Source organism: Niveispirillum sp. SYP-B3756, assembly GCF_009495745.1.
In the GTDB taxonomy this organism is placed as follows: Bacteria; Pseudomonadota; Alphaproteobacteria; order Azospirillales; family Azospirillaceae; genus Niveispirillum.
Genome location: NZ_WIDQ01000004.1, coordinates 516,197 through 537,116 on the forward strand (window position 1 = coordinate 516,197; position 20,920 = coordinate 537,116).

Below are 20,920 nucleotides of genomic sequence, written 5' to 3' on the forward strand. Positions count from 1 at the left end.
CGACTACATGCCGAGGCCGCGATTTCGACCGAAACTCCAGTCGACTCCGCCGGCGCCCCGCGAGACGCCGGAGACGTGCTGGCCGAGCTGGCGTTCGAGGGATGGTGACCAGGGCACGAGCTGGAACCCGAGACCATCGTCGATCATGGCGAAGCGGCCGGAGGCGAGCGCAAAACGCTGGCGGTAAGTGCCGGCCACATACTCGCCCGTTCCGACCTTCGAGAATTGTCGGCCGGTCTCGGCCGCGAGCTTCTCGCCAAGGGCCTCCACCTCGCGCTGGCGCAATGTGTCGATCAGCCCTGGCGAGAAGCTGACACCGCGGGACTGCCGCTCGGCGAGGCCTTGGCCAACGAGATGGTCGGCGCGCCGGTCCATCGCCTGGCGAACCTCCGCGCCGAAGCCGCTGCCGCCGAGCGCGACGGGATCGCGGGCGATCGCCTGCCGGTCGAGCCAGGTCGCACCGGTCGCGTTGACCTGGGCGGAGATGTCGAGATCGGAGCGGACAGCGAGCGCGACGCGACGTCGTCCCTGCGCGTCGTCGAATTTGCGCAGCTCCACGATCGAGCCCGGCGCGCTGTCGCCGGCGGCATCAAGGTCGGGCAACTTGATGTGATGGGTGCGACCGTCCGTACCGTCGACCACGGCATAGGCCGTGCCCTTCATCTCATCGTCGAGACCGCGATCGATCAGCCGGCCGACGACAGGATCGTCAAGGCTTTCGCCAGCGAGAACATAGCTCGCGGCGCTGCGCTCAATGCCACGTTCGGTGAGGCCGCGATGAATGCGTTTGATGATGTCGCCGCGCTCGCCCAGCTCGCGCAACGTCGCCTCGGCATTCTCTGACACGACCCATTGGCCGCGGCCGACCTGATCTGCGAGGCCGAGCGTCTCCAGCTTGCGCAGCCGGCCGACCTTCATCGCGTGGAATTCGTCCGGCTGGCGATCTGGCTGCGGGGCGAGATCGACGACGCCGGTACGGTAGCTGTCGCGGGCGATCTGGCGATCGAGATTGGTCCAGTGTTCCGCCTGGACCTGCCGTTCCAGATTTCGGCGAATCTCTTGGTCGGTGCGCGGCCCCAGCTCCTGGGTGACGAGATCCTGCGCACGGGCGCGCATGCCTTCCTTGATATAGTCGCGCGAAATGACGAGGTCCTGGCCGTCATCGGTGCGCCCGCGCAGGATGATGTGGACATGGGGATTGTCGGTGTTCCAGTGATCGACGCCGATCCAGTCGAGCTTGGAGCCGAGATCCTTCTCCATCTGTCCCATCAGGTCGCGGGCATAGGTCTTGAGGTTGGACATCTCGGTCGCGTCCTCCGGCGAGACGATGAAGCGGAAGTGATGTCTGTCGTCCTGGGTCCGCTCGGCGAAGGCCTTGGGGTTGGCGTCCTCGGACTCCGGTCCAAACAGCCTGGCCTTCTCCCCATCCCGGGTGACGCCCTCGCGTCGGAGATAGCTGAGGTGGGCGGAGAGCGGCGCGGCCCGAGCGGTGTGCCGGACGACGCGTGTCTTGATCACCGTGTCGCGCGATCGGCTGGTGAGCAGACGATTGGCCTGCACCGTCGCGCGCTGGCCGCGGCCGAACCGCGAGCGGTTGCCCGAGCTGATCTGGCCGGAGCGCGAGACCCTGCCACCGGCGCGCTGGGCGGCGGCGAGAGCCTGGGCGATGAAGGGGCGCGCCTGTTGTGCGCGCGTGGATCGGATGCGGCCCGGCCGGATACGGAAATCGTCCTCGCCGCTCATGGCCGAGGCTCCGCACATCGCGCAAACGCGCGGTAAACCTTGGCGAAATGGAGGATGCGCAGGCTGCGCCGATCAGGCGCACCTCGCGCCGATGCGCCATAAGCCCCTGAAAACACACGACCGCACCAAGCCGCACATCGCGCGCTTTTATCTCGCCATCGTTCGGTTGTGCTGCCTGCTCTTCCCGCCTCTGACGCCAAATCCACGCCCGAGCCCGACAATGCCGCAGGGAGTGCGAAGTCACTCATCGCGGCCCCGCAGTATCGGTTCGCGCCACGAATAGGCCGCCCGATAGCGGTGCAGGCAGGACCGGATCGCGCGCGGACTCCTGCGCGGATGGTGCAGCCGGAGCACCGTCGTTTTGTCGCCGATCTGCACCCGTGTTGCTATCGACCTGCACGATGAAGAGCGGCGCACGGGTCCAGGCGAGCGGATCGGCGGTCGCCACCGTGACGGGGGCAGTCGGATCGCCGCCGCTGATAATCGATGCGAGAGCGGCGACATAGGCGCGCGTTTCGGCCGGCAATGGGCGGCCGGTGGCGCGATATTCCTCGTAACGCCCGGGACCGGCATTATAGGCCGCCAGAAAGCCGGGCGAACCGTAGCGATCGTGCATCTCGCGCAGATACGCAGCGCCCGCCATGATGTTGTCGCGTGGGTCGTAGGGATCGCCGCCGAGACCATGTCGAGCGCGCAAATCGCCCCACGTCGCTGGCATGATCTGCATCAGCCCCATCGCGCCCTTGGGTGAGATCGCGCGCACATCACCGCGGCTTTCGACGCGCATGACGGCCCGAATCCACGCCTCCGGAATGCCGAACCGGCGCGCTGCGTTGGCGATATGACCGGCATAGGGATCGCTAGGTGATGCGCGCTCCACCGATGCGTCTTGTGCGGCGGCCGGGACGGTCGACGACAGGCCGGTAAACAGGCCGGAAAGGAGGAGGAAGGCTGTGTGCCGGACGGCGGGAAACCGTCCGACGACAGCGCGATGGCGTCGGGCCGGCATCGCTCAGTCCCGCTCGCCGCGCTTGGGCGGGCGGTTCCAGTGCAGGCCCCAGGCGGACTTGTCGTCGGACGACTGGAACAGGTTGGCGCGGATCGGCTGCGGAAAACATGGATCATCAAGCTGCAGCGCGACGTAGTCTCCGGCCTTCTCGCCAGTGCGCTTCCAACCCGCGCCCAGTTCGGCTCGGGGTTCGTTGTTCATACTGTCGACGACGTGCACGCGGAAATCCGGCGCATTCTCGGCATCGGACGGCTCGGCCGGAATGATGATGATGTCCTGGTGCAGCAGGAGTGTTTCCAAGTGGCCGATGAAGCCACCATCGTCGCGGGTGAATTGACCGATCAGGGACATGATTTGCTCCTTGAGATTGCGGTGAGGTTGGGCATGGGCTCGCCGTCACCGCGTCGGCGCGCGCCAGACGAAGCGGCCATCGCCGTCCTCGTCGGTGTAGAGAGGGATGGACCGGCCGATGACGGCGGAGGCGGGAAGCGGTCCGAAGTAGCGGCCGTCGAGGCTGTCGCGGACCTGCCAGTTCATCAGGAACAGCTCGCCCTCGGCGACGACGCGGCATCCCTGCCAGACGGGCAGCGAGTTGCCGCGACGATCCCGATCAAGTGCATCGCCGATCGGTAAAGCGTCGACTGTGATCGCAAGGCCGGTCCTGCAAACCCGCTGCCCCGGAAGCGCGACGACACGCTTCATCAGCGGCACGCCGCGCGGCAGATAGCCGCCCTCGGCGAGGAAGCTCGCGAGTGGCTCGGGCGCGCGCACGGCGACCAGATCGGTGACTTCCGGGGACGGGTCGGGCTCGACGGCGTAGAGGCCGATCGGCGTGCTGGCCGACGCGTTCCAGATCAGCTTCGGTGCGAAGGACACGAGCGACAGGATGCCGAGCAATGACACGGCGCCCGTCGTGGTGATGGCGTAGCCGAGCCGGGTCATACGCCGATCCTCCGCGCCAAGAGGAAGGCGCGATGGCGCTGCATCGTGTAGGCGCGCGGCGTCTCGCCGGCGGCAAGGCGGTTGTGGACGTGCCGCCAGTGATCGGGCGAGACCTCGGCCGGATCGATACCGATCGCCTCGATCGCATCGATGAGCTGGAGCATGCGCTCCACTTTCGGCCAGCCATCGACGCGCAGCAGGATGTCGCCGCCGGGCGTCACGGTCGGAATCGTCTGGCACGCTTCGCCGGGACCGACGGCCCGCAGAATGTCGAGCCGGGAGAGTACGGTGCCGTGATCGTTGGCGGCCCAGCGTACGAGTGCGAAGATCGTGCCGGGAGGAAAGAAGAGGATACGGCGGCGGCGGTCGAGGACCTGTTCGCGCACCTCGCGGCCGAAGCGGATCCAGTGCTCGATCTGCTTCTCGATCCAGACGAGTTCGACCTGGGTGAGATCGTCGAGCGTCAATCCGGTGGCGCGGCCAGCGCGCGCGGATGCGGCGGCAAGGCCGGTCATTGGGCGTCTCCTTGGGCTGGTGGGAATTCGCGCTCGAACAGCGCGCGGAGCATGTCGGCGACCGTCTGGCCGCGCTGGAAGGCCGCGATCTTGATCCGGCCGCGCATGTCGGCGGTGACGTCGATGGTCAGCCTGGCCGAGAAGTCGTCGGCGGGGTGAGGTCGCTGCGTCTGGCGATCGGGCGCCTTGATCCAGCTCTCCGGATCGCCAGGCCGGGACGCGAAGCCGCGCTTGGGGGATCGTTCGCTCATGCGCCAATCCTCGCGACTTCGGCCGCGAGCGCGGCGATCTCCCGTGCGCCCGGACAATCCGCGTCCTGCTCGGCAGCGATCCGGCCGGTCTGCACGACATCGGCGAAGACGATGCGCTGACCGATGGTGGTCGCCAGCAAAGGCGGGTCGTGGTCCGCCAGTGTCTCGGCCGTCTCTCGTGCGAGCACGGTGCGCGCCGCGCAGCGGTTCAGCACGAAGCGGGCGGCGAGCTGCGGGCGGTAGATGCGCGCCTCGCTGAGCAGCGCGAGCATCTCCGCCGATGCCCAACCGTCGAGGGGCGAAGGCTGCACGGGTATCAACACGAGATCGGCCGCGAGCAGCGCCGAGCGCATGAGACTGGCGACGCGTGGCGGACCGTCGATGACGACATGGTCGGCTTCACGCGCCAGCTCTGGCGCTTCGCGATGCAGGGTATCGCGCGCCAGGCCGACGACACCGAAGAGCCGCTGCAATCCCTCCCGGCTGCGTTGCTGCGACCAGTCCAGCGCCGAGCCCTGGGGATCGGCATCGATCAGCGTGACGCGCTTGCCAGCGCGCGCCCATTCGCCGGCGAGATGCAGCGCCAGCGTCGTCTTGCCCACGCCGCCCTTCTGGTTGAGGAGCGCGACGATCATGACGGTCTCCCGGCGATCGGGGACTCGTCCACACGGCGCGAAAAGGCGGGTTCCGTTAGAAAGATTCCGAAGGAATCTAGGCTAGATAAGTTACGGGGCTCACAAGCTGCTGATTCAGCGCGAGGAATCGACGATTCCGGTCCCCGATAGCACGAGAGTCCGGTCCCCGAAGGCACGACAGTACCGGTCCCTGATAGCACGAGACTATTCACAGCTTATCCCCAGGACGAGTTGTCGAGCGGCGACGGCGGCGCGGGATGCCGAGCGCGTCGGGATCGGTGGGTACGAAGGACAGGATTTCGGGACCGCCGACGCATTGCTCGATGGTCAGGCGATAGCCCGGCAACGGCTGGCGACGGGCGATGTCGCGCAGGTCGTAGGCGAAGTGCTTGAGCGGCGAGAGGCTGCCGGACTTGGCATGAAGGTGGGGGAAGTCGAAGCTCCAGCCGAACTCTTGGCGACCGCCGTGCTTTCGGACCAGGCGGTAGAGCCAGCGCTCCAGACCGCCGGTGAGATCGAAGTATTTGCGGTCGATCGTCAGCACGAGCGCGTCGTCGAGGACGGCGCCATAAAACCAGTCCGGGAGGATCAGTTCGAGGCCGAGCGGACGGCCGCGGTGATCGGCGCGCTCCTTCCATTCGTTGATCCAGGAGAAGCGGTGCATCCGCCGCTCGGTCGGCTGACGGATCGACGTCGCGACCGTGGTTGATTGAAGCCGGTCCAGCGCGGCCTTCAGGCGGTCGTAGTCGCGCAGCGACACACCGCGGCCGATGAAGTTCAGGATTTCATAGGGCGTGGTCGCCATGAGGCGCGACGGCCTCAGGCCGAGGTCGCGCGCCTCGACGATCTGGGAGGCGGCCCAGATGAGGACGTCCGCGTCCCAGATCGTGGCCATGCCATGCTCAGGGACGGCCTCTACGCGGATCTTCACCGAGCCGGCCTTGAAGTCGATCGGCGCCAACCGTTTTGACTTGGCGAGGGAGAAGAACGGGTAGGCCATGAGGTCCTGCGCATCCCGCGGAGCGAGATCGCCGGGCAGCGCCCGGAACAGATCGAGTTGAGCGCGCTCATCGTATTGGGTGTGGCGGGACGACACGGCCGGCCACCTCAGCGCGGGAAGCGGCCGCCGGCGGTGGCGGTCGAGGCGATCTGGCGTTTGGCCGGCAGCACTGTGCCGCCGCGCGGATCGGAGGTCGAGGTGACGAGACCGCGATCCGCCCAAGCCTGAAGGTCATCGACGGAATAGACCACGCGGCCGCCGAGCTTGCGGTAGATCGGGCCGGTCCCGTAGGTCCGGTGCTTTTCGAGGGTGCGCTCGGACAGGCCGAGGAAGCGCGCCGCCTCCTGCGTTCTCAGGTAGCGTGGCGGTAAATTGGCGGCTCTTTCGGCCATGATCGCACCTCCGTGGTCTCGCGGGCGGCCGCTTCGAATAAGCGGCGGGTTGCGAGCACGGTGGCGCGAAGACGGCGCCCCGGACGATGTCGAAGTAAGATGCCAAAATCGACACGCGAACGGGTATCAGCGATCCCGGCGTGGGCGGCGCAGCAGCGTCCGGTAGCCGCCGCGAACGAGCTTTATACCGTCGCGGGCGAGACGGATGGTGATCTCCCGGATCGGGTCGCCGACCCAGGATGCTGCGTCGATTTTGTGCTGGGGGAAGAGATGCTCGGCGACAGTGCGGTAGATGGCGCCGCTCTCACGCGCGTCGACAGCGCGCAGCATCTGGCGGGCGCGCTGACGTCTCTGGGGGGTCATGCGCGGATCGGGCGGCACACGCTTTCCAAACATAGCGTACCAGAGACGCTCGACCGCAGTCAGTCGGTCGGGCGTCAATTCGTCGAACATCACGAATGCACCGAGGGGGCGGGCATCATCGACGTTGAACAGGGTCACGCCGTGGGGTTCGCCGCGCAGTACGAGCCGGATCAGACCAGGATCATGCTCGATGGTGGCATGGGCGTGCAGATCCTCAACGCGGAGGCGGAGTTCTCCCGCCGGGTTCGGTCCGACGGTGAACGGGAGTGTCGCGGGATCGGTTTGCGGGGTCCAGAAGATCGGCTGGATGAGCGCCGAGTTGCGAGGGTCGGCGACGAAATCGCAAGCCCCATTGCTCGGCGAACTCGCGCGCAATGTCCTCGGTCAACCGCCCGACCGCTACCAGTTCCTGATAGGATTTTCTGTATTCAGGGTTACGACGCAGGAACTCCCAGGCGAGATCGCTGGGGGTCAACTTGTCGATATAGTCATAGGCGGCTTCGGACCGCCAACTTTCATCCTCGGACATTCTCCACTGCCTCCGCGCAAGGTTGTGCAACGCGAGTTTTGCAGTGGATACGATTCCGGGTTGAACGGAGCGCGGGAAGAACGAAGTGGCCGCAACGTGATGCGGTTTACGCATCACCTCAGTGCAGGCGGCCCTGGAGCAGCTCGCAAAAGCCGCTCTTCGTCATCCATTTCGCGCGATCGAGATGGCTGGTGTAGATGCGCTGAGCGCGCTCCGGTTCGGCCTTGGCATCGAGGCCGAAGAGGACTTCGACGACTTCACGCCAGTCGGCTTTTTCAGCGTCGGCATCCAGAAGCCGGACGTACAGCTTCAGATGCGCCTGGTCGTAGGCGGTCAAAACCGTCCCGGCGGGCGGCTGGTCGAGAAAATCGTCTTTGGTCACAACATCCCCCGATCGCGAGATGTATCCAAGCTGGGAGAGATTGTTAACCGTGTTTTGATCGGAACGATGACGCATGGCCTTGACGCGGGACGAGGTGGCAACGCCGCGACCTGTCGAACGTCAGGTTTCCTTCTTCGCATCAACGAGCAGCACTCCCTTGCCCTGATCGGAGTTCAGGAAGACAATGCCGGCGCGTTCGAAAGCCCGTCTCACCTCATCGCGCGTGCTCTCAAAGACCTCAAGTCCACTGGGGGATTCGAGGCGCTTGAGCGCGGTCAATGAGACCCGGGCCTTGTCAGCGAGCGTCTCCTGTGTCCAACCCAGCAACGCGCGTGCGGCCCGAAATTGTCGGGAGGTGATCATGCATGATCACCTCCCACACGGACCTACGCGTACGCCAAAACTACGACTATAATAGTCGTTCTTGTGGCGATCTTCCAGCCAGAACTGCCTCTAAAGGCGCTTTCCGGCCGACAATGGCTGCAACTGATTCGGTCGCCGTAAAGCCGAAGGCCCCGGCCTTCCGGCCGGGGCCTCGCGCTGACCTCAGTCGCCGCGCCGCCCGTTGGGACGGGACCAGATCAGCGAGAAGGTTTCCTCCTCATCGTCGAAGAGGTTGGCGTAGATCGGGGCGTTGAAGCTAGGATCGTCGAGCTTCAGGCCCAGATAGGCGCGCCCTTCGTTGGAGGTCTTGGACCAGGCGGCGCCGATCTCGGCGCGGCCCACGAAGACGCGGTGGCTGGGGGCGTTCTCACCCGTAGCGCGGGCCTCGGGGACGATGCGGACATTCTTGGTCTGGACGCTGAGGGTGACGATTTCGCCGGTGAACTCGTTGTTGCCGGTCTTCTTGAAGGTGCCGATGGTCGCCATGGTAGTTCTCCTTGAACTCTGTTGCGAGCCCGCACCATTGCGGCCTCGATGGCGATCGAGAGGCCGGAGGCGATTGACGGCGCACCCCGCAGGGGCCTGACAGCAAAGGAGGGGCTTTCTTGCTTCGCGAGGAATGACGGCGCAGCCGGCAGGGGAAGAAAGTTTCGACGCTGCTGTTGCGGCATAGGCGATCGAGGCGCAGCCGACCTTCGGCCAGATCAGCCCATTGAAGAGGCCGTTTTGGAGCGGTCGACATGACAGAGACGCATCACAGGAGAACATGGCGACCATACCGACCGATGGACCATAGCGACGTCTGACACCGCGGGTCAAACCAGCTCCGCCAGACGCTACCTTCCGCCGATTCCTGCCCGTCGCCCACGAGATCGCCCCCTCCCGGCACTCGCACCGTCTGCGCGCTGTCACGGCATTGCCACCGGCGCCGTCACCGATGGCATGGCGCGTCAGTTGGGTTAACCGTCGATCCGGTCAGCGCGATTGCAAGCGAGCCTGGCGACGAGGAAGGCGCGACCGCTAAGACATCAATTGACCATCCCGCCGCCGCCTGCACCGATGTCAGGTTCGCACGATGGTCTGCCCGGTTGGCCCGGGCGTGGCCATGGCTGTCACCCGGATCAGCGCCGTGACGCCAACGGCGATTGCGCCGATAACTGAGAAGATGAGCTGCCAGATGTCGGAGGGCATGGTGTGTTTCACGATGCCATGCGTCGCGTGGTAGCCGGCGAGCGCCGCGGGCGCGACGAAGGCGAGTGCGATCGCGAGCCGTATCCAGAGCGGACGGATGAAGGCGAGCAGGAACTGGCCGAGGCCGAGCGTCACTGCGGCGGCGGCGAGGCCGACGAGGATCGCTCCGAGCCAACCGGCGCCGGTGTTATAGGCCCAAGTCCCGGCGCAGACGCCCGCGAAGAACGGCAGCGCGAAGACAGCTAGTGTAAATAGAAGCCAGCACAGGGCGCCGATCGCCGCGATGCTGGAGAGGATGCCGATGAAGACCATGGTGGTGTTCTCCGTGAGATAAAGGTCTGACGGTTGCGCCACCACCACCACCACGGCGCATTGATAGTATAGGCGAAGAGAAGGCAGGGCGGGAGCGGAAATCCCGTGGGACTTCCGCTTGCGGCCCTGTCGCCTTGCCCGCGATTAGCGGGCGAAGGGGTCGATCTCGTGAACGATGGCGGCGGCTTCGCCGTCATATTCGCCAGCGGGCATGACGCCCATGGTGCCGTCCCCGGCCTGGAAGATGACGATCGAGACCATGAGGGTGGCGGCGAGGCTGAAGGCGAAGGCGTGAGCTTGATTGAGGGACATATGACCGGCTCCTGTCTTGGAGGCGGGAGACCATCTCCTGCGCGACAGGCGCCCGATGTGTCCGGCCGATGGCCGCAATCACCGCGAAGGCGAAGCTGGAGCGGCGGCACGCTTTGCGTAGTCCGACCCTTTACGGGTTGATGGCGTCAGGCCAGCGGCTGGACCAAGGATTAGCGCAATGGAAGCGGGGGATGGTTTCTCGCTTCGACCGAGTGCTAGGATCGCCCCACAGCAATTCACTGCGTTGGATTCGAGCCGTGTCCTGGTCGTCCGCGTCGGAAGGCAGGAGGGCGCAAGCAAACGATGGCAGCCGGATTTCACATACCAGACGGCAACGACGCCCTTCGAGATGATCTTCCGGCAGTGGTCGAACTGATCGAGCGTACGGCCCGGTGGGTGAATCCGGAGACTTTCCGGCGTCTGCCGGTATGGGCGCCGCATACGGCTCGCGGCCGGCCTCTCTATGACGCTGCGTGGTCGCGCCGGTACACGAACACGAAAAAGGCGACCAAGATCACCGCTGAGAAGTTCGAGGGCAATGTCGCCGCGCTCAATGCACTCGTGGCGGCTCTGGGCGTCGCGGCGCCGAAGCCGAAGAACTGGACCGTGTGTCACATCTGGGGATACGACGATCCCTCGTTCGCTCAGCAAAGCAGCGTCGTCCAGGATCTGCGCTACTTCTCCTGCGTCGCCAATATGGTGTGGCTGCCGACCCCGCTCAAAGGCTTCACGGACACGATGCCTGAAATCAAGGCGATGCTGCGGGTCTGCGCTTTCCACCTTTATGGCTGGGCTTGCGAGCATCCATCGGTCACCGAGCCTTCCGAGAAGGTCAGGAGCGGCTGGATTCCCGAAGGCTATCCGAAAAGCTGGCCTTGCCCGGAGCGCCCTGGACTGCTTCCGCCCGGGACAGCGCCGTTCGGGGAACGGATCGAGCGTGAGATTGCCAAGCGAAAGCGCAAGCTGAAGGCTGACCTCGCGAATGCTGCATTCCTCCATTACCCGAAGGAGGAAGTGCTTTCCGTCTTGGAGTTTTGGGGCGTCACATTGGATTGACGGCGCTCACGCGCCGCCTCCCTTCGGACGGAAATCGAACAGCGGGATGCCGAGCTTCCTCGCCTTGTCGGCCAGATTGTCCTGAATGCCGGTGCCGGGGAAGACGATGACCCCGATCGGCAGGACGTCGAGCATCTGATCGTTGCGCTTGAACGGTGCGGCCTTGGCGTGCTTCGTCCAGTCGGGGGCGAAGCCGACCTGCGGCACCTTGCGCGTGTCGGCCCATTTGGCCGCGATCTTCTCGGCGCCCTTCGGCGATTTGCCGTGTAGCAGCACCATGTCCGGGTGCTTGGCGTGGACCTGATCGAGTTTGGCCCAGATCAGGCGGTGATCATTGAAGTCGAGCCCGCCGGTGAAGGCGATCTTCGGACCGGCGGGTAGCAGCACCTGATTGTCGGCGCGTTTCTTGGCGGCGAGGAAGTCCCGGCTGTCGATCATCGCCGAGGTCAGGTTGCGATGGTTGACCATCGATCCGCTGCGCGGTCGCCAGTTCGAGCCCGTGTGGCGCTCATAGTGCTCGGCGGCCTGGTCGCGCATCAGTTCGAAAGCATTGCGGCGTTCGATCAGGGTCTGGCCCTCGGCCGTCAGGCGTTCCAGCTCGACAGCCTTCACCTCGCTGCCGTCCTGTTCGCGCTGGCCGCGCCGCTGCGCCTGCTCATTGTCGTCCAGCTCGCGCTCGATCCGTTCGTTGGCGCGGTGGAAAAGGTTGACGGTCGACCAGAGGAGATCGTCGAGGTCGGGCTCGAGGCGGGTGTCGTCCAGGGTGACGATCAGGGCGTCGAAGATGTCGGCGATGGCGCCGGCGACATGGTCGCCCTCCGGAAGCGGTCGGGGATCGGGTTCATCCGTGAAGGGACGGTAGCCGTAGAGCTGGAGTTCGCTGAGGACATGGTCGGTGGGGGAAGAGGCGTGGTGCGGTTCGTAGTCGTCGTGCTCGCTCATGGGATGCTCCGTCGGTTCGACCGCGACCCTCGCGGCCTTCATGCGACGAAAGCCGGCGGGCGGGCCGGACCTGCATCCGCAGCGAAGCGGAGGGCCGGAGCACAGCGGAGGATGGCGAAGGCGGGCTATTTTGTTTCGCGATGGAAAGGCCCGAAGGGCCGCCGGAAAATAGTCCGTCGCAGACATTGCGGGTCCGGGCCGTTTGCTGGCCGATCGCCCTCTCGAAGGCCGGGGCGCGGTTCTCTCCGACCTGGGGATCATCCGAGCGATGCCGACGACGGCGCTCCCGCCGTCTGCATTCTCCTGCCGGCCTATGCCGCCAGCGCCATGAAGCGTGCGACGTCCTGCGGCGCGATCTGCACCCGGGCCGCTGCCCGGAGGCTGTCCAGCCCCGCCAGGCGGAGATCCTCGTTGAAGTCGCCCAGGCTCGGTGACACCACGACCGCTTCGATCCCGGCCGCGTTCGCCCGTTCGATCAACGTCGCCATCGCACCGTCGCCGGCCGGATCATTGTCGCGGGCGATGTAGAGCCGTCGCAGCGTGTCGGGGAACAGGATGGCCGAGAGATGCGCCGCCGAGAGCGCCGCCGCCATCGGCATGGTGGGTAGCGCCATCCTGAGCGACAGCATCGTCTCGATGCCTTCGCCCGCCGCCATCACGTCGCCAGCCACACCGAAGCGAACGGCACGCCCGAGGAGGTCGCCCATCGCCCGTCTCGGCGTGTCGATCGGGGCTTTGTTCGAGCCGTCCGGCGCGAGCCAGGTGCGGTGCGCGCCGGTCTGACGCCCGCCGAGATCGGTGACCGATGCGATCATCGCCGGCCAGGTCTCTGTCGGGGAATGCTCATCAGGGCGATAATAGCAGCGGGGGTGGAAACGCAGACTGCCGGTTCCGTGCAAATCCGTAATGCCGCGTGTACGGAGATACGTCTTTACGAGCGTGCCCGGAATCGGCTGCGCCATGGCGAAGAGCCGCCGTGCCGCTTCCGGTGATCCCGCCGGCGCAGGTGACTGGCGCCCGCCACCGTGCGGACGGTCCGGTTCGGGATGCGGCATCGACAGGAACGTGCGCGCCTCATCGGCAACGTCCTTGAAGTCGACCAGGCCGCAGCTTTCGCGGATTACGTCGAGGAGATCGCCATGCTCGCCGGTGGCGGCGTCGGTCCATTTGCCGGCGGCGCCCTTGCCGGTTTCGCTGCCCTTCAGCCGCACGAACATCGAGCGGCCCGGCGTATTGCGCACATCGCCGACCAGCCAGTAGCGGCCCTCGCGATGACCGGCCTTGAGATAATGACGGCACACCGCCTCGGCTTGTCGGCCGAGACGGATCGCCAGATCGGAGGCGTCATGCCGCGCCATCACGCCGCCTCCCGCTCGCCGATGCGCTCGATGGGATAGCGCTCCAGCACCTTGGCCAGAATGGCAGCGCCGGTCCCATCGGTCGGCACGAACATCCGCAGCTTCCACGAGATGATCTCGTGGAACAGGCCATAGGCCCGCAGGCGATCGCGCATAGCGTCGGTGAAGCCGGACAGCTCGATGCGGTTGGCCCCCATCACCCGGACGCGACGGAGTTGAAGCCCCTCGGCCAGGTCGAGGATGGTCTTGCCATCCATCAGCGCCATGAAGGCGTCGTCCGGCGTCAGGGTTGACGTGCCGGTGGCGAGCGCGCCGGCCACCCAGGCGGCGGAGACACGGCGGCCAACGATGCGCTCGCCGTCGTCGGTCTGGAGTCGATACACCCGCGTCGACTCGCTCGGGAGGCGTTTCCAGATCGGCAGCAATAGGCCGCTGACGACATGGATGGTGCTTTCGGCATACTCCGGCACCTCGGCTACCTCGGCGTTCCATGCCGCGGTGAAGCCCGCCCGGTCAGCATCGACCCAATGGGTCTCATCCATCATCTTGATGGGGATGTTGTGCGCCTCCATCGGTCGGATCAACCGCACGCGCCGTTCGATCCCGCCATCGTCCAGCATGATGCTGGTGGTCGGGATCTGCACGGCGGCGCGGCCCGAACGCTCGTTGACCAGCAGCTTCGCGCCCGGATCATCGAGATGGTCGAGCGCCTCGGCCAGCGTCACCGGCCGGTTGCGCTGGCGCTGGGTGATGGTCAGCAGCCGAGCCTCGGCCCCAGTGCCGGGATGAACGTGGATGGTCCGGCGATCGGTGACGATGAAGCTCTCGGCCTGCAGCGTCTCCAGTCCGACGTCGTAGCTGCCCGAGGCGATGGCGCCTTCGATCTTGGCGTTCAGCAGCCGCTCGAACGCCGTGAACAGGACGCCCTGAAGGTCGATGGTCAGCGCCAGCAACCGGTTCAGGAAGGTGGTGATCGGCGGCAGCTCGTCCTTGATGCCGGTGGAATCCATCAGCGAGAGGCCGGTGGCGTCCTCGAACATCTGGAGCGAGCAGCCGTCGACCTTGCCGCGCACCAGTAACAGGTAGAGCTGCCGCAAGGCGTCGCGGGCGTAGTGGCTTTCCAGATTGTCTTCGGGCCGGAACAGGCCTTGGCCGCCCGTTTGGCGCTGGCCGCGCGTGATCGCGCCCAGCGTGTCGAGGCGACGGGCGATGGTTGAGAGGAAGCGTTTTTCCGCTTTCACGTCGGTCGAGATCGGCCGGAACAGCGGTGGCTGCGCCTGGTTGGTCCGGTTGGTGCGGCCCAGGCCCTGAATGGCGGCGTCGGCCTTCCAGCCCGGCTCAAGCAGGTAGTGGACGCGCAGCCGCTGGTTCCGCGACGATAGGTCGGCGTGGTAGCTGCGCCCGGTGCCGCCCGCGTCGGAGAAGATCAGAATGCGCTTCTGATCGTCCATGAAGGCTTGCGTTTCAGCCAGGTTGGCCGAAGCGGCGCGGTTCTCCACGGCGAGCCGGTCGATGCCGCCGGGGCTGGTTTTTCGGACGATGCGGCGCGAACGTCCCGTCACCTCCGCCACAACATCGGTTCCGAAGCGCTGGACGATCTGATCGAGCGCGCCGGGGACCGGCGGCAGCGAAGCGAGCCTCTCGATCAAACGGTCACGACGGGCAACGGCGTCGCGACTCTCGACCGGCTGGCCGTCGCGAAACACCGGCCGCGACGATAGATTGCCCTCGCTGTCGGTGAACGGCTCGTAGAGCTGCACCGGGAAGGAGTGGGCGAGATAATCCAGAACGTATTCGCGCGGGGTGATGTCCACCCGGACGTCGTTCCATTCCTCCGCCGGGATCTCCGCGAGCCGGCGTTCCATCAAGGCCTCGCCGGTCGAGACGATCTGGATCACGGCGGCTTGGCCGTCCGCCAGGTCCTGCTCGATTGACCGGATCAGGGTCGGCGTCTTCATGCTGGTGAGGAGATGACCGAAGAAGCGCTGTTTGGCGGATTCGAAGGCCGAGCGGGCGGCGGACTTGGCCTGCCGGTTCAGCGTGCCCCCGCTGCCATCAGGGCCGCCGGTGATGTTGGCAACCTGCATTGCGGCGTCGAGATTGTTATGAATGACGGCGAAGGCCCCGGCATAGGCGTCGTAGATACCAGTCTGCTCGGGCGTAAGCTGATGCTCGACCAGTTCGTACTCGACGCCGTCGTAGGAGAGCGACCGCGCCGTGTAGAGGCCGAGTGAGCGCAGGTCGCGGGCCAGCACTTCCATCGCCGCCACGCCGCCGTTCTCAATTGCTTCGACGAATTCGGCGCGGGTCGAGAACGGGAAGTCCTCGCCGCCCCAGAGACCGAGGCGCTGGGCGTAGGCGAGGTTGTGGACGGTGGTCGCGCCGGTTGCCGAGACATAGACGACGCGGGCATTCGGCAAGGCGTGCTGGAGCCTCAGGCCCGCACGGCCCTGCTGCGAGGCGGCGACGTCGCCGCGTTCGCCTTTTCCACCAGCGGCGTTCTGCATGGCGTGGCTCTCGTCGAAAATGATCACTCCATCGAAGTCGGAGCCCAACCATTCGACGATCTGCTTGACGCGGGAAAGCTTACTCCCGCGATCGTCGGACCGTAGCGTGGCATAGGTGGTGAATAGGACGGCTTCCGAGAGTGTGATGTCCTTGCCCTGCGGAAAGCGCGACAGCGGCGTGACCAGCAGGCGCTCCATGCCGAGCGCCGACCAGTCGCGCTGCGCGTCCTCCAGCAGCTTGTCGGATTTGGAGATCCACACCGCCTTGCGGCGGCCCTGCATCCAGTTGTCGAGGATGATGCCGGCCGACTGGCGGCCCTTGCCGGCGCCGGTCCCGTCGCCGAGCATGAAGCCGCGGCGGAAGCGCACAGAGTTCGGCGCATCGTCGGGCGCTGCCGAGACGACGTCGAAAGTCTCGTCGAGCGTCCACGAACCGGCGAGGAAGTCGGCATGCGCCTCGCCAGCGTAGATGATGGTTTCGAGCTGGGCGTCAGAGAGCAGGCCATCCGGGACGATGTTTGCAGGCAGCCGGGGTCGGTAGCTCGGCCTGGGCGGCGCGACCGAGGCCATCGCGACGGATTGCACAAGTTTGGTCGGATGGGCCTGCGCCCCGGGGATACGGATCGCCTGCAATCCGTATTCTTCATAGATCGCGTCGGTGATCCGGCCGATTTCGGCAGGCGTCCACTCCACGGTCTCATAGGGGAGTTCGACGCCTTCGGGCTCGATGGACGCGGGCGTGGCGGAACGTGCCGCAGTAGTGCGCGCGAGGTTTCCGCGAACGGTCCGGGGCGTCGCGGTAGACGCTGAAGTTGCCACTGGCGGGAGAGCCGCAGTCCGACGCGGCGGAACCTGCGTCGCGATCCAGCCGAGCAGCGTACCGACGTCGGGCGCGGTGCCGGGCGAAGGGGGAAATGCCGAACGATCGTCGGCCGGCAACTTGTCGATGACCGTCAGCCGCGTGTCGATGGTCGTGCCGTGCTTGGCATAGACCGAGCCGTCCACGGCCGCGGTGAAGACGACGCGGCCACGCTCCTGAAGCCGGACGAAGGCCGCGGCCCAAGCCGGATGGTCGGGGCTGAAGTTGGCGCCAGTGATCGCCACCAGCCGCCCGCCATCGGCGAGCCGGGCCAGTGCAGAAGCGACATGGCGATAGGCGGCGTCGGCCACGCGGCCGGAGACGTTTGCCATGACTGAGAATGGCGGGTTCATCAGCACGACTGAGGGGGTGGCGTCCGGCGCGAGATGATCGTCAATCTGGGCCGCGTCGAAGCGCGTGACGGCAACGTCCGGAAACAGCGCAGCGAGCAGATCGGCGCGGGTTTCGGCCAGCTCATTGAGGAGGAGCGCTCCGCCTGATATCTCGGACAGGATGGCGAGCAGGCCGGTGCCAGCCGACGGCTCCAGCACGATGTCGCCAGCAGCAATGGCGGCGGCCGCCACGGCGGCGAGACCGAGCGGCGTCGGCGTCGAGAACTGCTGGAGCGCCTGCGATTCTTCCGAGCGCCGCGTATGCGTCGGCAGGAGCCCGGCGATCTTCCCAAGAGCGGAAAGACGTGCAGCCGGAGATGCGGCCTTACGGAAAAGTGCCTTTCCGTATTTGCGCAGGAAGAGGACTGTCGCGACCTCGCAGGCCTCATAGGCCGCCTTCCAGTCCCAGGCGCCGCTGGTGTCGGACGCGCCGAAGGCCGCTTCCATCGCTGCACGGAGGAACGTGGCGTCGATGCGCTGACCACGTTCGAGATGATCGATAAGCTGCTGTGCAACGTCGAGGATCGAGGACGCACGGGTGACGGGCGCGGCCGAAAGGGCCACGGGAGGCAGAATGTTCATGGGAGGAACCTCGGGAGAGCGGAAGGAACAAGCCCGGCCGGCGCTCTCTCTCGACCGCCCGGACTCGACCCGTCCCGGCCGTCCTCTTCCTCTCGTCCGCTGACATGAAAAAAGCGCCCGACCGTGAGGCCGGGCGCGCGCATGGTCGGGAATCATCGCACACCGCCCTCCGCTAGCCACCGGCCGGTGCTGATCCACTCGATCGTGCGGCCGGTGGAGAGATCGAGCAGATGGGCGCCGCCGGAGAAACCGTCGACGACAGGGTCCGAGGCAATGCCGGCCCACTGAAACCCCCAGGTGCCGGTGAGTGCGAATGTCTCCGCGCAGCGGGTGACGAAGGTGACCAGCAACTGCGGATCGGCGGTTCCGGGGTCGCGAAGCCAAAGGCGCGTCGCGCCGTGCTCGGGTGTCAGGGAGAGCAGGAAGGGTTCGGCGGGCGGGTCCTCGCGACCGTTTTCGGCCATCAGCGCGGTGTAGATGTCGAAGGCCCGCGCGACATTGGCAACCGAGCCGACGTCCAGCAGGCAGGAGAAGCGGGTGAGATATTCGGCCATATCAGGCTCCTGAAACGAAAAGAGCCCGGCGCTGGGCCGGGCTCTGAGTGGATGGGATTGGAAGGTGCGGAGCGGCCGAAGCCGCCCCGCGAGCCGATCATTCGGCGGCGATGAGGTGACGTTCGTCGTCCTCGCCAGCGGCCGGCGTTTCCGACTCGTCGTCGGCACTCAGGAAGTCGGGCAGCGCCGCGCCCTCGGTTTTGCCATCGCCGTCCGCGTCCGGTGCCGGATCGCCGTCGACACCGGCAAGTCGAAGCGGCTCGGGCAGCCAGCCGCTGTCGGCGAGGAGACGCTCGGCCTCCTTGGCCATGTCGCCCTTTTTCAGATGACCGATAAGCTCGGCCGCCCGCTCGCCGGCGCCTTCGCGAACAGCTTCGAGAATGCGCGGCTTGGTGACACGGCTGAGGTAATTGCCGAAGGTCGGACGCCAGCCGGCTTCGACCAAGTCGAGCCCGGTCGCCCGCGTCAGGCGGTCGGCCTGCGCGAGCCTCATGTCGAGCGTGTGCTGCGACACGCCGCCCGCGCCGTGCGGGTTTGGCCGCTCATAGAGCGCGTTCACGCCATAGCTGACGCAATGCGCCAGCAAAGCCATGCGGCTGGCATCGTCGAGACTAGCGAGCCAATCCCAAAGGGCGTCGTCGTCCTTCGGGATGTCGCTGGCCCAGGCGTCGTGACGCTCCTGCACGGCGCGGGCAGAAGGGCTGTCCTTCAGCGCCTCGTCCTGAACGGGGAAGAAGATATGCTTTACCCCTGCCTCCATGGCGCCCGTGTACATGCGGTTCATAAAGCTGTCCGAGACCAGCTTGTGGAGGAGCGCCGTCATGGCGATGTGCGGATTCTCCGCCACCGCGTTGCGCAGCGCGAGGGTGCGGTAGGCGGTCAGCTCGACGATGAGGCGTTCGGGCAACGGCTTGATGCTGTCGTCCTCATCGTCCTCTTCCGGTTCCACAGACCGGCCGCCGATAGTGATGACGGCGCGCTGCACCGAAGGGCTCGCGGTGCCATCGGATTTGATGTCCGTCTCCGAGCCTTCCTCACCATCGGTCCGGACTTGAGGCACATCCTCGGGCCGGACGAAGCCGCGATCGACCGAAAGCGATCCGTCGGCGTCGATGCTGACGAAGACGCCGGCGATGGCGATGTCGGCCGGGTCGAAGTGCTCCGGGCGATCGTCGAACGCGGCCAGAGCCGTCTCGATCTCGCCCATACGCTCGTCGACCTCATCGGGCAGCTCGTCGGCGTCCTGATATTCCGCTTCGAGCCTGGCCTGCTCGGCGGTGAGCGCCTCGATGGTCGCCTGTTCTTCGGCCGACAGATCGATCGGCGCGCCGGAGACCTCGCGCAGGCCGCGTACCGCGTCGTAGGGGAAGCTGACCGCGACCTCGATCCACTTCCAGCCTTCGGCGGCGATCGCCTCGGCCTCGGCCTTCAGTTTCTCGGCGACGAGGCGATCGAGAAGCCCCACGTCCTGCAGCCAGCCGCCATCGTCGGCCTGGAACAGGTCGCGCATGATCACGCCGCCAGCGGCCTCATAGGTGTCGATTCCAAGGAAGACGGCGCGCTTGTCTGAGGCGCGCACCGTGGTCTCGGTCAGCATGCGCCGGATCTGATAGGGCTCCTTCGACCAGGCGTCCTTGATCGCGTCCCAGACCTGGGTCTGACGCTCGTGGTCGCCGGACACGGTGAAGGCCATGAGCTGCTCCAGCGTCATGCCATCGTCGGCATAGACGTCGTGCAGCGCGGGCGACACGGTTGCGAGGCGCAGCCGCTGTTTGACCACGTTGACGGACACGAAGAACGCTGCGGCGATCTCCTCCTCGGTCATGCCCTTGGTCAGCATGTCGTGGAAGGCGCGAAACTGATCGAGCGGATGGAGCGGCGCGCGCTCGATGTTCTCGGCGAGCGACACCTCCTCGGGGAGGATGGCGCCGTCGCGATCGCGGACCACGCAGGGGACGGGCGCGACCTTGGCGAGACGCTTCTGCTTCACCAGCAGTTCGAGCGCCTGGAAGCGGCGACCGCCGGCGGGCACCTCAAACATGCCGGTCTCCATGCCCTCGGCGTCAACGACGGGAAAGACGCTGAGACTCTGGATCAGACCGCGACGAGCGATCGAGGCCGCCAAGTCCTCGATCGAGACGCCGGCCTTCACGCGCCGGACGTTGGACTGGCTGAGCACCAGCTTGTTGAAGGGGATGTCGCGCGAGGACGACAGGATGATCTTCTGAACGGCAGTAGCCATCGGGATTTACTCCGCGACGGGCGGCCGAGAAACTCTCTCTCAACCTCCAACCCGTCACGAAGCGAAGCGCCGCCCTCTTCCTCTAAAGGGGGCAGCGCCACGGACCGGCAAACCAGAAAGGCACGGAAGCGCAAAGCCGGAGACACGGAAAACCGCATCCCCGGCTTCGCGGAAATCAGGCAGCTCGATCGAGCAGCTTCTTGGCCTTGCCCTCCATGTCGAGGCGGGCGTCCTGATGCGGCTTGTCGCGTGCGACGGCAGTGATGCCCTGCACGAAGTCGAAGATGGACTCCGGCGGGCGGCCTTCCTCGGCCAGAACCCTGTCGATGATCTTGCCGGTCTGGACTTGCCCTGGCAAAGTGGAGAGCCATCATCCTAAAATTTGGGTTTGATGGAGGTTTTGATGGTTCGAGTAAAGCAGGTCAAGATCACGGCGGAATTCAAGCGAGATGCGCTGCGGATTTTGTC

General features: G+C 66.0%; 21 protein-coding genes and 2 pseudogenes. 1 reads left to right on the forward strand and 22 read right to left on the reverse strand.

The genetic code is table 11. From position 1 onward, the window contains the following. Positions 1-3 precede the first annotated feature (3 nt). The 16 genes and pseudogenes from GE253_RS12245 to GE253_RS25840 all read right to left on the reverse strand — a co-directional run bounded on the left by GE253_RS12245 (position 4) and on the right by GE253_RS25840 (position 9,960). Positions 4-1,743: a VirD2 family relaxase/mobilization nuclease gene (locus GE253_RS12245; RefSeq protein ID WP_153204382.1), complete on the reverse strand. Its 1,740-nt coding sequence runs from the start codon at positions 1,741-1,743 to the stop codon at positions 4-6. A 244-nt stretch (positions 1,744-1,987) separates the two neighbouring features. Further along, entirely contained in the window at positions 1,988-2,752 is a 765-nt protein-coding gene (locus GE253_RS12250) for a lytic transglycosylase domain-containing protein (RefSeq protein WP_153204383.1), read from the reverse strand. A 3-nt stretch (positions 2,753-2,755) separates the two neighbouring features. Further along, positions 2,756-3,103, reverse strand: a complete 348-nt coding sequence (locus tag GE253_RS12255; RefSeq protein WP_153204384.1) for a DUF736 domain-containing protein — start codon at positions 3,101-3,103, stop codon at positions 2,756-2,758. 45 nt (positions 3,104-3,148) lie between these two features. Then, positions 3,149-3,694: a S26 family signal peptidase gene (locus GE253_RS12260; protein ID WP_153204385.1), complete on the reverse strand. Its 546-nt coding sequence runs from the start codon at positions 3,692-3,694 to the stop codon at positions 3,149-3,151. After that, positions 3,691-4,209: a DUF2840 domain-containing protein gene (locus GE253_RS12265; RefSeq protein WP_153204386.1), complete on the reverse strand. Its 519-nt coding sequence runs from the start codon at positions 4,207-4,209 to the stop codon at positions 3,691-3,693. Before GE253_RS12265 ends, GE253_RS12260 begins: the two co-directional genes overlap by 4 nt. Continuing rightward, positions 4,206-4,460 (reverse strand): hypothetical protein, encoded by a 255-nt coding sequence (locus GE253_RS12270; protein WP_153204387.1) that lies wholly within the window; start codon positions 4,458-4,460, stop codon positions 4,206-4,208. The genes GE253_RS12265 and GE253_RS12270 overlap by 4 nt, the downstream gene beginning before the upstream one ends. Continuing rightward, entirely contained in the window at positions 4,457-5,095 is a 639-nt protein-coding gene (gene parA / locus GE253_RS12275; protein ID WP_153204388.1) for a ParA family partition ATPase, read from the reverse strand. The genes GE253_RS12270 and parA overlap by 4 nt, the downstream gene beginning before the upstream one ends. A gap of 208 nt (positions 5,096-5,303) precedes the next feature. Further along, positions 5,304-6,191 carry a replication initiator protein A gene (locus GE253_RS12280; RefSeq protein ID WP_348770835.1) on the reverse strand — a complete coding sequence of 296 codons (888 nt, stop codon included), beginning with the start codon at positions 6,189-6,191 and terminating at the stop codon, positions 5,304-5,306. Between the two features lie 11 nt (positions 6,192-6,202). Further along, entirely contained in the window at positions 6,203-6,487 is a 285-nt protein-coding gene (locus tag GE253_RS12285; protein WP_107123471.1) for a helix-turn-helix domain-containing protein, read from the reverse strand. A 126-nt stretch (positions 6,488-6,613) separates the two neighbouring features. Then, on the reverse strand, positions 6,614-7,225 hold the full coding sequence (locus tag GE253_RS12290; RefSeq protein WP_153204389.1) for a DUF2285 domain-containing protein: 612 nt from the start codon (positions 7,223-7,225) through the stop codon (positions 6,614-6,616). 10 nt (positions 7,226-7,235) lie between these two features. Next, positions 7,236-7,493, reverse strand: a pseudogene (locus tag GE253_RS26665) (DUF6499 domain-containing protein); the annotation flags it as partial. 4 nt (positions 7,494-7,497) lie between these two features. Next, the gene (locus GE253_RS25835; protein WP_348770836.1) at positions 7,498-7,761 is read right to left on the reverse strand and encodes a DUF2285 domain-containing protein; all 264 of its coding nucleotides are present in this window, start codon (positions 7,759-7,761) and stop codon (positions 7,498-7,500) included. Positions 7,762-7,881: 120 nt separating this feature from the next. Beyond that, positions 7,882-8,124, reverse strand: coding sequence for a helix-turn-helix transcriptional regulator (locus GE253_RS12300; RefSeq protein WP_153204391.1), 243 nt, complete (start codon positions 8,122-8,124; stop codon positions 7,882-7,884). Positions 8,125-8,307: 183 nt separating this feature from the next. Then, the gene (locus GE253_RS12305; RefSeq protein WP_153204392.1) at positions 8,308-8,631 is read right to left on the reverse strand and encodes a DUF736 domain-containing protein; all 324 of its coding nucleotides are present in this window, start codon (positions 8,629-8,631) and stop codon (positions 8,308-8,310) included. Positions 8,632-9,207: 576 nt separating this feature from the next. Next, the gene (locus GE253_RS12310; RefSeq protein WP_153204393.1) at positions 9,208-9,648 is read right to left on the reverse strand and encodes a hypothetical protein; all 441 of its coding nucleotides are present in this window, start codon (positions 9,646-9,648) and stop codon (positions 9,208-9,210) included. A 144-nt stretch (positions 9,649-9,792) separates the two neighbouring features. After that, positions 9,793-9,960 (reverse strand): hypothetical protein, encoded by a 168-nt coding sequence (locus GE253_RS25840; protein ID WP_162833680.1) that lies wholly within the window; start codon positions 9,958-9,960, stop codon positions 9,793-9,795. Between the two features lie 303 nt (positions 9,961-10,263). Here GE253_RS25840 and GE253_RS12315 point away from each other — a divergent pair, with 303 nt between their 5' ends. Then, positions 10,264-11,016, forward strand: a complete 753-nt coding sequence (locus tag GE253_RS12315; protein ID WP_153204394.1) for a hypothetical protein — start codon at positions 10,264-10,266, stop codon at positions 11,014-11,016. A gap of 6 nt (positions 11,017-11,022) precedes the next feature. Here GE253_RS12315 and GE253_RS12320 read toward each other — a convergent pair whose 3' ends face one another. The 6 genes and pseudogenes from GE253_RS12320 to GE253_RS12345 all read right to left on the reverse strand — a co-directional run. Then, positions 11,023-11,958: a DUF2493 domain-containing protein gene (locus tag GE253_RS12320; RefSeq protein ID WP_153204395.1), complete on the reverse strand. Its 936-nt coding sequence runs from the start codon at positions 11,956-11,958 to the stop codon at positions 11,023-11,025. Between the two features lie 311 nt (positions 11,959-12,269). Continuing rightward, on the reverse strand, positions 12,270-13,316 hold the full coding sequence (locus GE253_RS12325) for a toprim domain-containing protein (protein WP_153204396.1): 1,047 nt from the start codon (positions 13,314-13,316) through the stop codon (positions 12,270-12,272). Then, complete coding sequence (locus GE253_RS12330) at positions 13,316-17,656, reverse strand: strawberry notch family protein (protein WP_153204397.1); 4,341 nt, start codon at positions 17,654-17,656, stop codon at positions 13,316-13,318. The genes GE253_RS12325 and GE253_RS12330 overlap by 1 nt, the downstream gene beginning before the upstream one ends. Positions 17,657-17,808: 152 nt before the next feature. Continuing rightward, on the reverse strand, positions 17,809-18,210 hold the full coding sequence (locus tag GE253_RS12335; protein ID WP_153204398.1) for a hypothetical protein: 402 nt from the start codon (positions 18,208-18,210) through the stop codon (positions 17,809-17,811). 97 nt (positions 18,211-18,307) lie between these two features. Continuing rightward, complete coding sequence (locus GE253_RS12340; RefSeq protein WP_153204399.1) at positions 18,308-20,452, reverse strand: ParB/RepB/Spo0J family partition protein; 2,145 nt, start codon at positions 20,450-20,452, stop codon at positions 18,308-18,310. Positions 20,453-20,627: 175 nt separating this feature from the next. Then, positions 20,628-20,795, reverse strand: a pseudogene (locus tag GE253_RS12345) (DUF932 domain-containing protein); the annotation flags it as partial. Between the last annotated feature and the right edge of the window lie 125 nt (positions 20,796-20,920).

Coding starts and splice junctions, on each gene's coding strand:
- GE253_RS12245 (WP_153204382.1), bottom strand. CDS start 1,743: ATGAGCGGCGAGGACGATTTCCGTATCCGGCCGGGCCGCATCCGATCC.
- GE253_RS12250 (WP_153204383.1), bottom strand. CDS start 2,752: ATGCCGGCCCGACGCCATCGCGCTGTCGTCGGACGGTTTCCCGCCGTC.
- GE253_RS12255 (WP_153204384.1), bottom strand. CDS start 3,103: ATGTCCCTGATCGGTCAATTCACCCGCGACGATGGTGGCTTCATCGGC.
- GE253_RS12260 (WP_153204385.1), bottom strand. CDS start 3,694: ATGACCCGGCTCGGCTACGCCATCACCACGACGGGCGCCGTGTCATTG.
- GE253_RS12265 (WP_153204386.1), bottom strand. CDS start 4,209: ATGACCGGCCTTGCCGCCGCATCCGCGCGCGCTGGCCGCGCCACCGGA.
- GE253_RS12270 (WP_153204387.1), bottom strand. CDS start 4,460: ATGAGCGAACGATCCCCCAAGCGCGGCTTCGCGTCCCGGCCTGGCGAT.
- parA (WP_153204388.1), bottom strand. CDS start 5,095: ATGATCGTCGCGCTCCTCAACCAGAAGGGCGGCGTGGGCAAGACGACG.
- GE253_RS12285 (WP_107123471.1), bottom strand. CDS start 6,487: ATGGCCGAAAGAGCCGCCAATTTACCGCCACGCTACCTGAGAACGCAG.
- GE253_RS12300 (WP_153204391.1), bottom strand. CDS start 8,124: ATGATCACCTCCCGACAATTTCGGGCCGCACGCGCGTTGCTGGGTTGG.
- GE253_RS12305 (WP_153204392.1), bottom strand. CDS start 8,631: ATGGCGACCATCGGCACCTTCAAGAAGACCGGCAACAACGAGTTCACC.
- GE253_RS12310 (WP_153204393.1), bottom strand. CDS start 9,648: ATGGTCTTCATCGGCATCCTCTCCAGCATCGCGGCGATCGGCGCCCTG.
- GE253_RS25840 (WP_162833680.1), bottom strand. CDS start 9,960: ATGTCCCTCAATCAAGCTCACGCCTTCGCCTTCAGCCTCGCCGCCACC.
- GE253_RS12315 (WP_153204394.1), top strand. CDS start 10,264: ATGGCAGCCGGATTTCACATACCAGACGGCAACGACGCCCTTCGAGAT.
- GE253_RS12320 (WP_153204395.1), bottom strand. CDS start 11,958: ATGAGCGAGCACGACGACTACGAACCGCACCACGCCTCTTCCCCCACC.
- GE253_RS12325 (WP_153204396.1), bottom strand. CDS start 13,316: ATGGCGCGGCATGACGCCTCCGATCTGGCGATCCGTCTCGGCCGACAA.
- GE253_RS12330 (WP_153204397.1), bottom strand. CDS start 17,656: ATGAACATTCTGCCTCCCGTGGCCCTTTCGGCCGCGCCCGTCACCCGT.
- GE253_RS12335 (WP_153204398.1), bottom strand. CDS start 18,210: ATGGCCGAATATCTCACCCGCTTCTCCTGCCTGCTGGACGTCGGCTCG.
- GE253_RS12340 (WP_153204399.1), bottom strand. CDS start 20,452: ATGGCTACTGCCGTTCAGAAGATCATCCTGTCGTCCTCGCGCGACATC.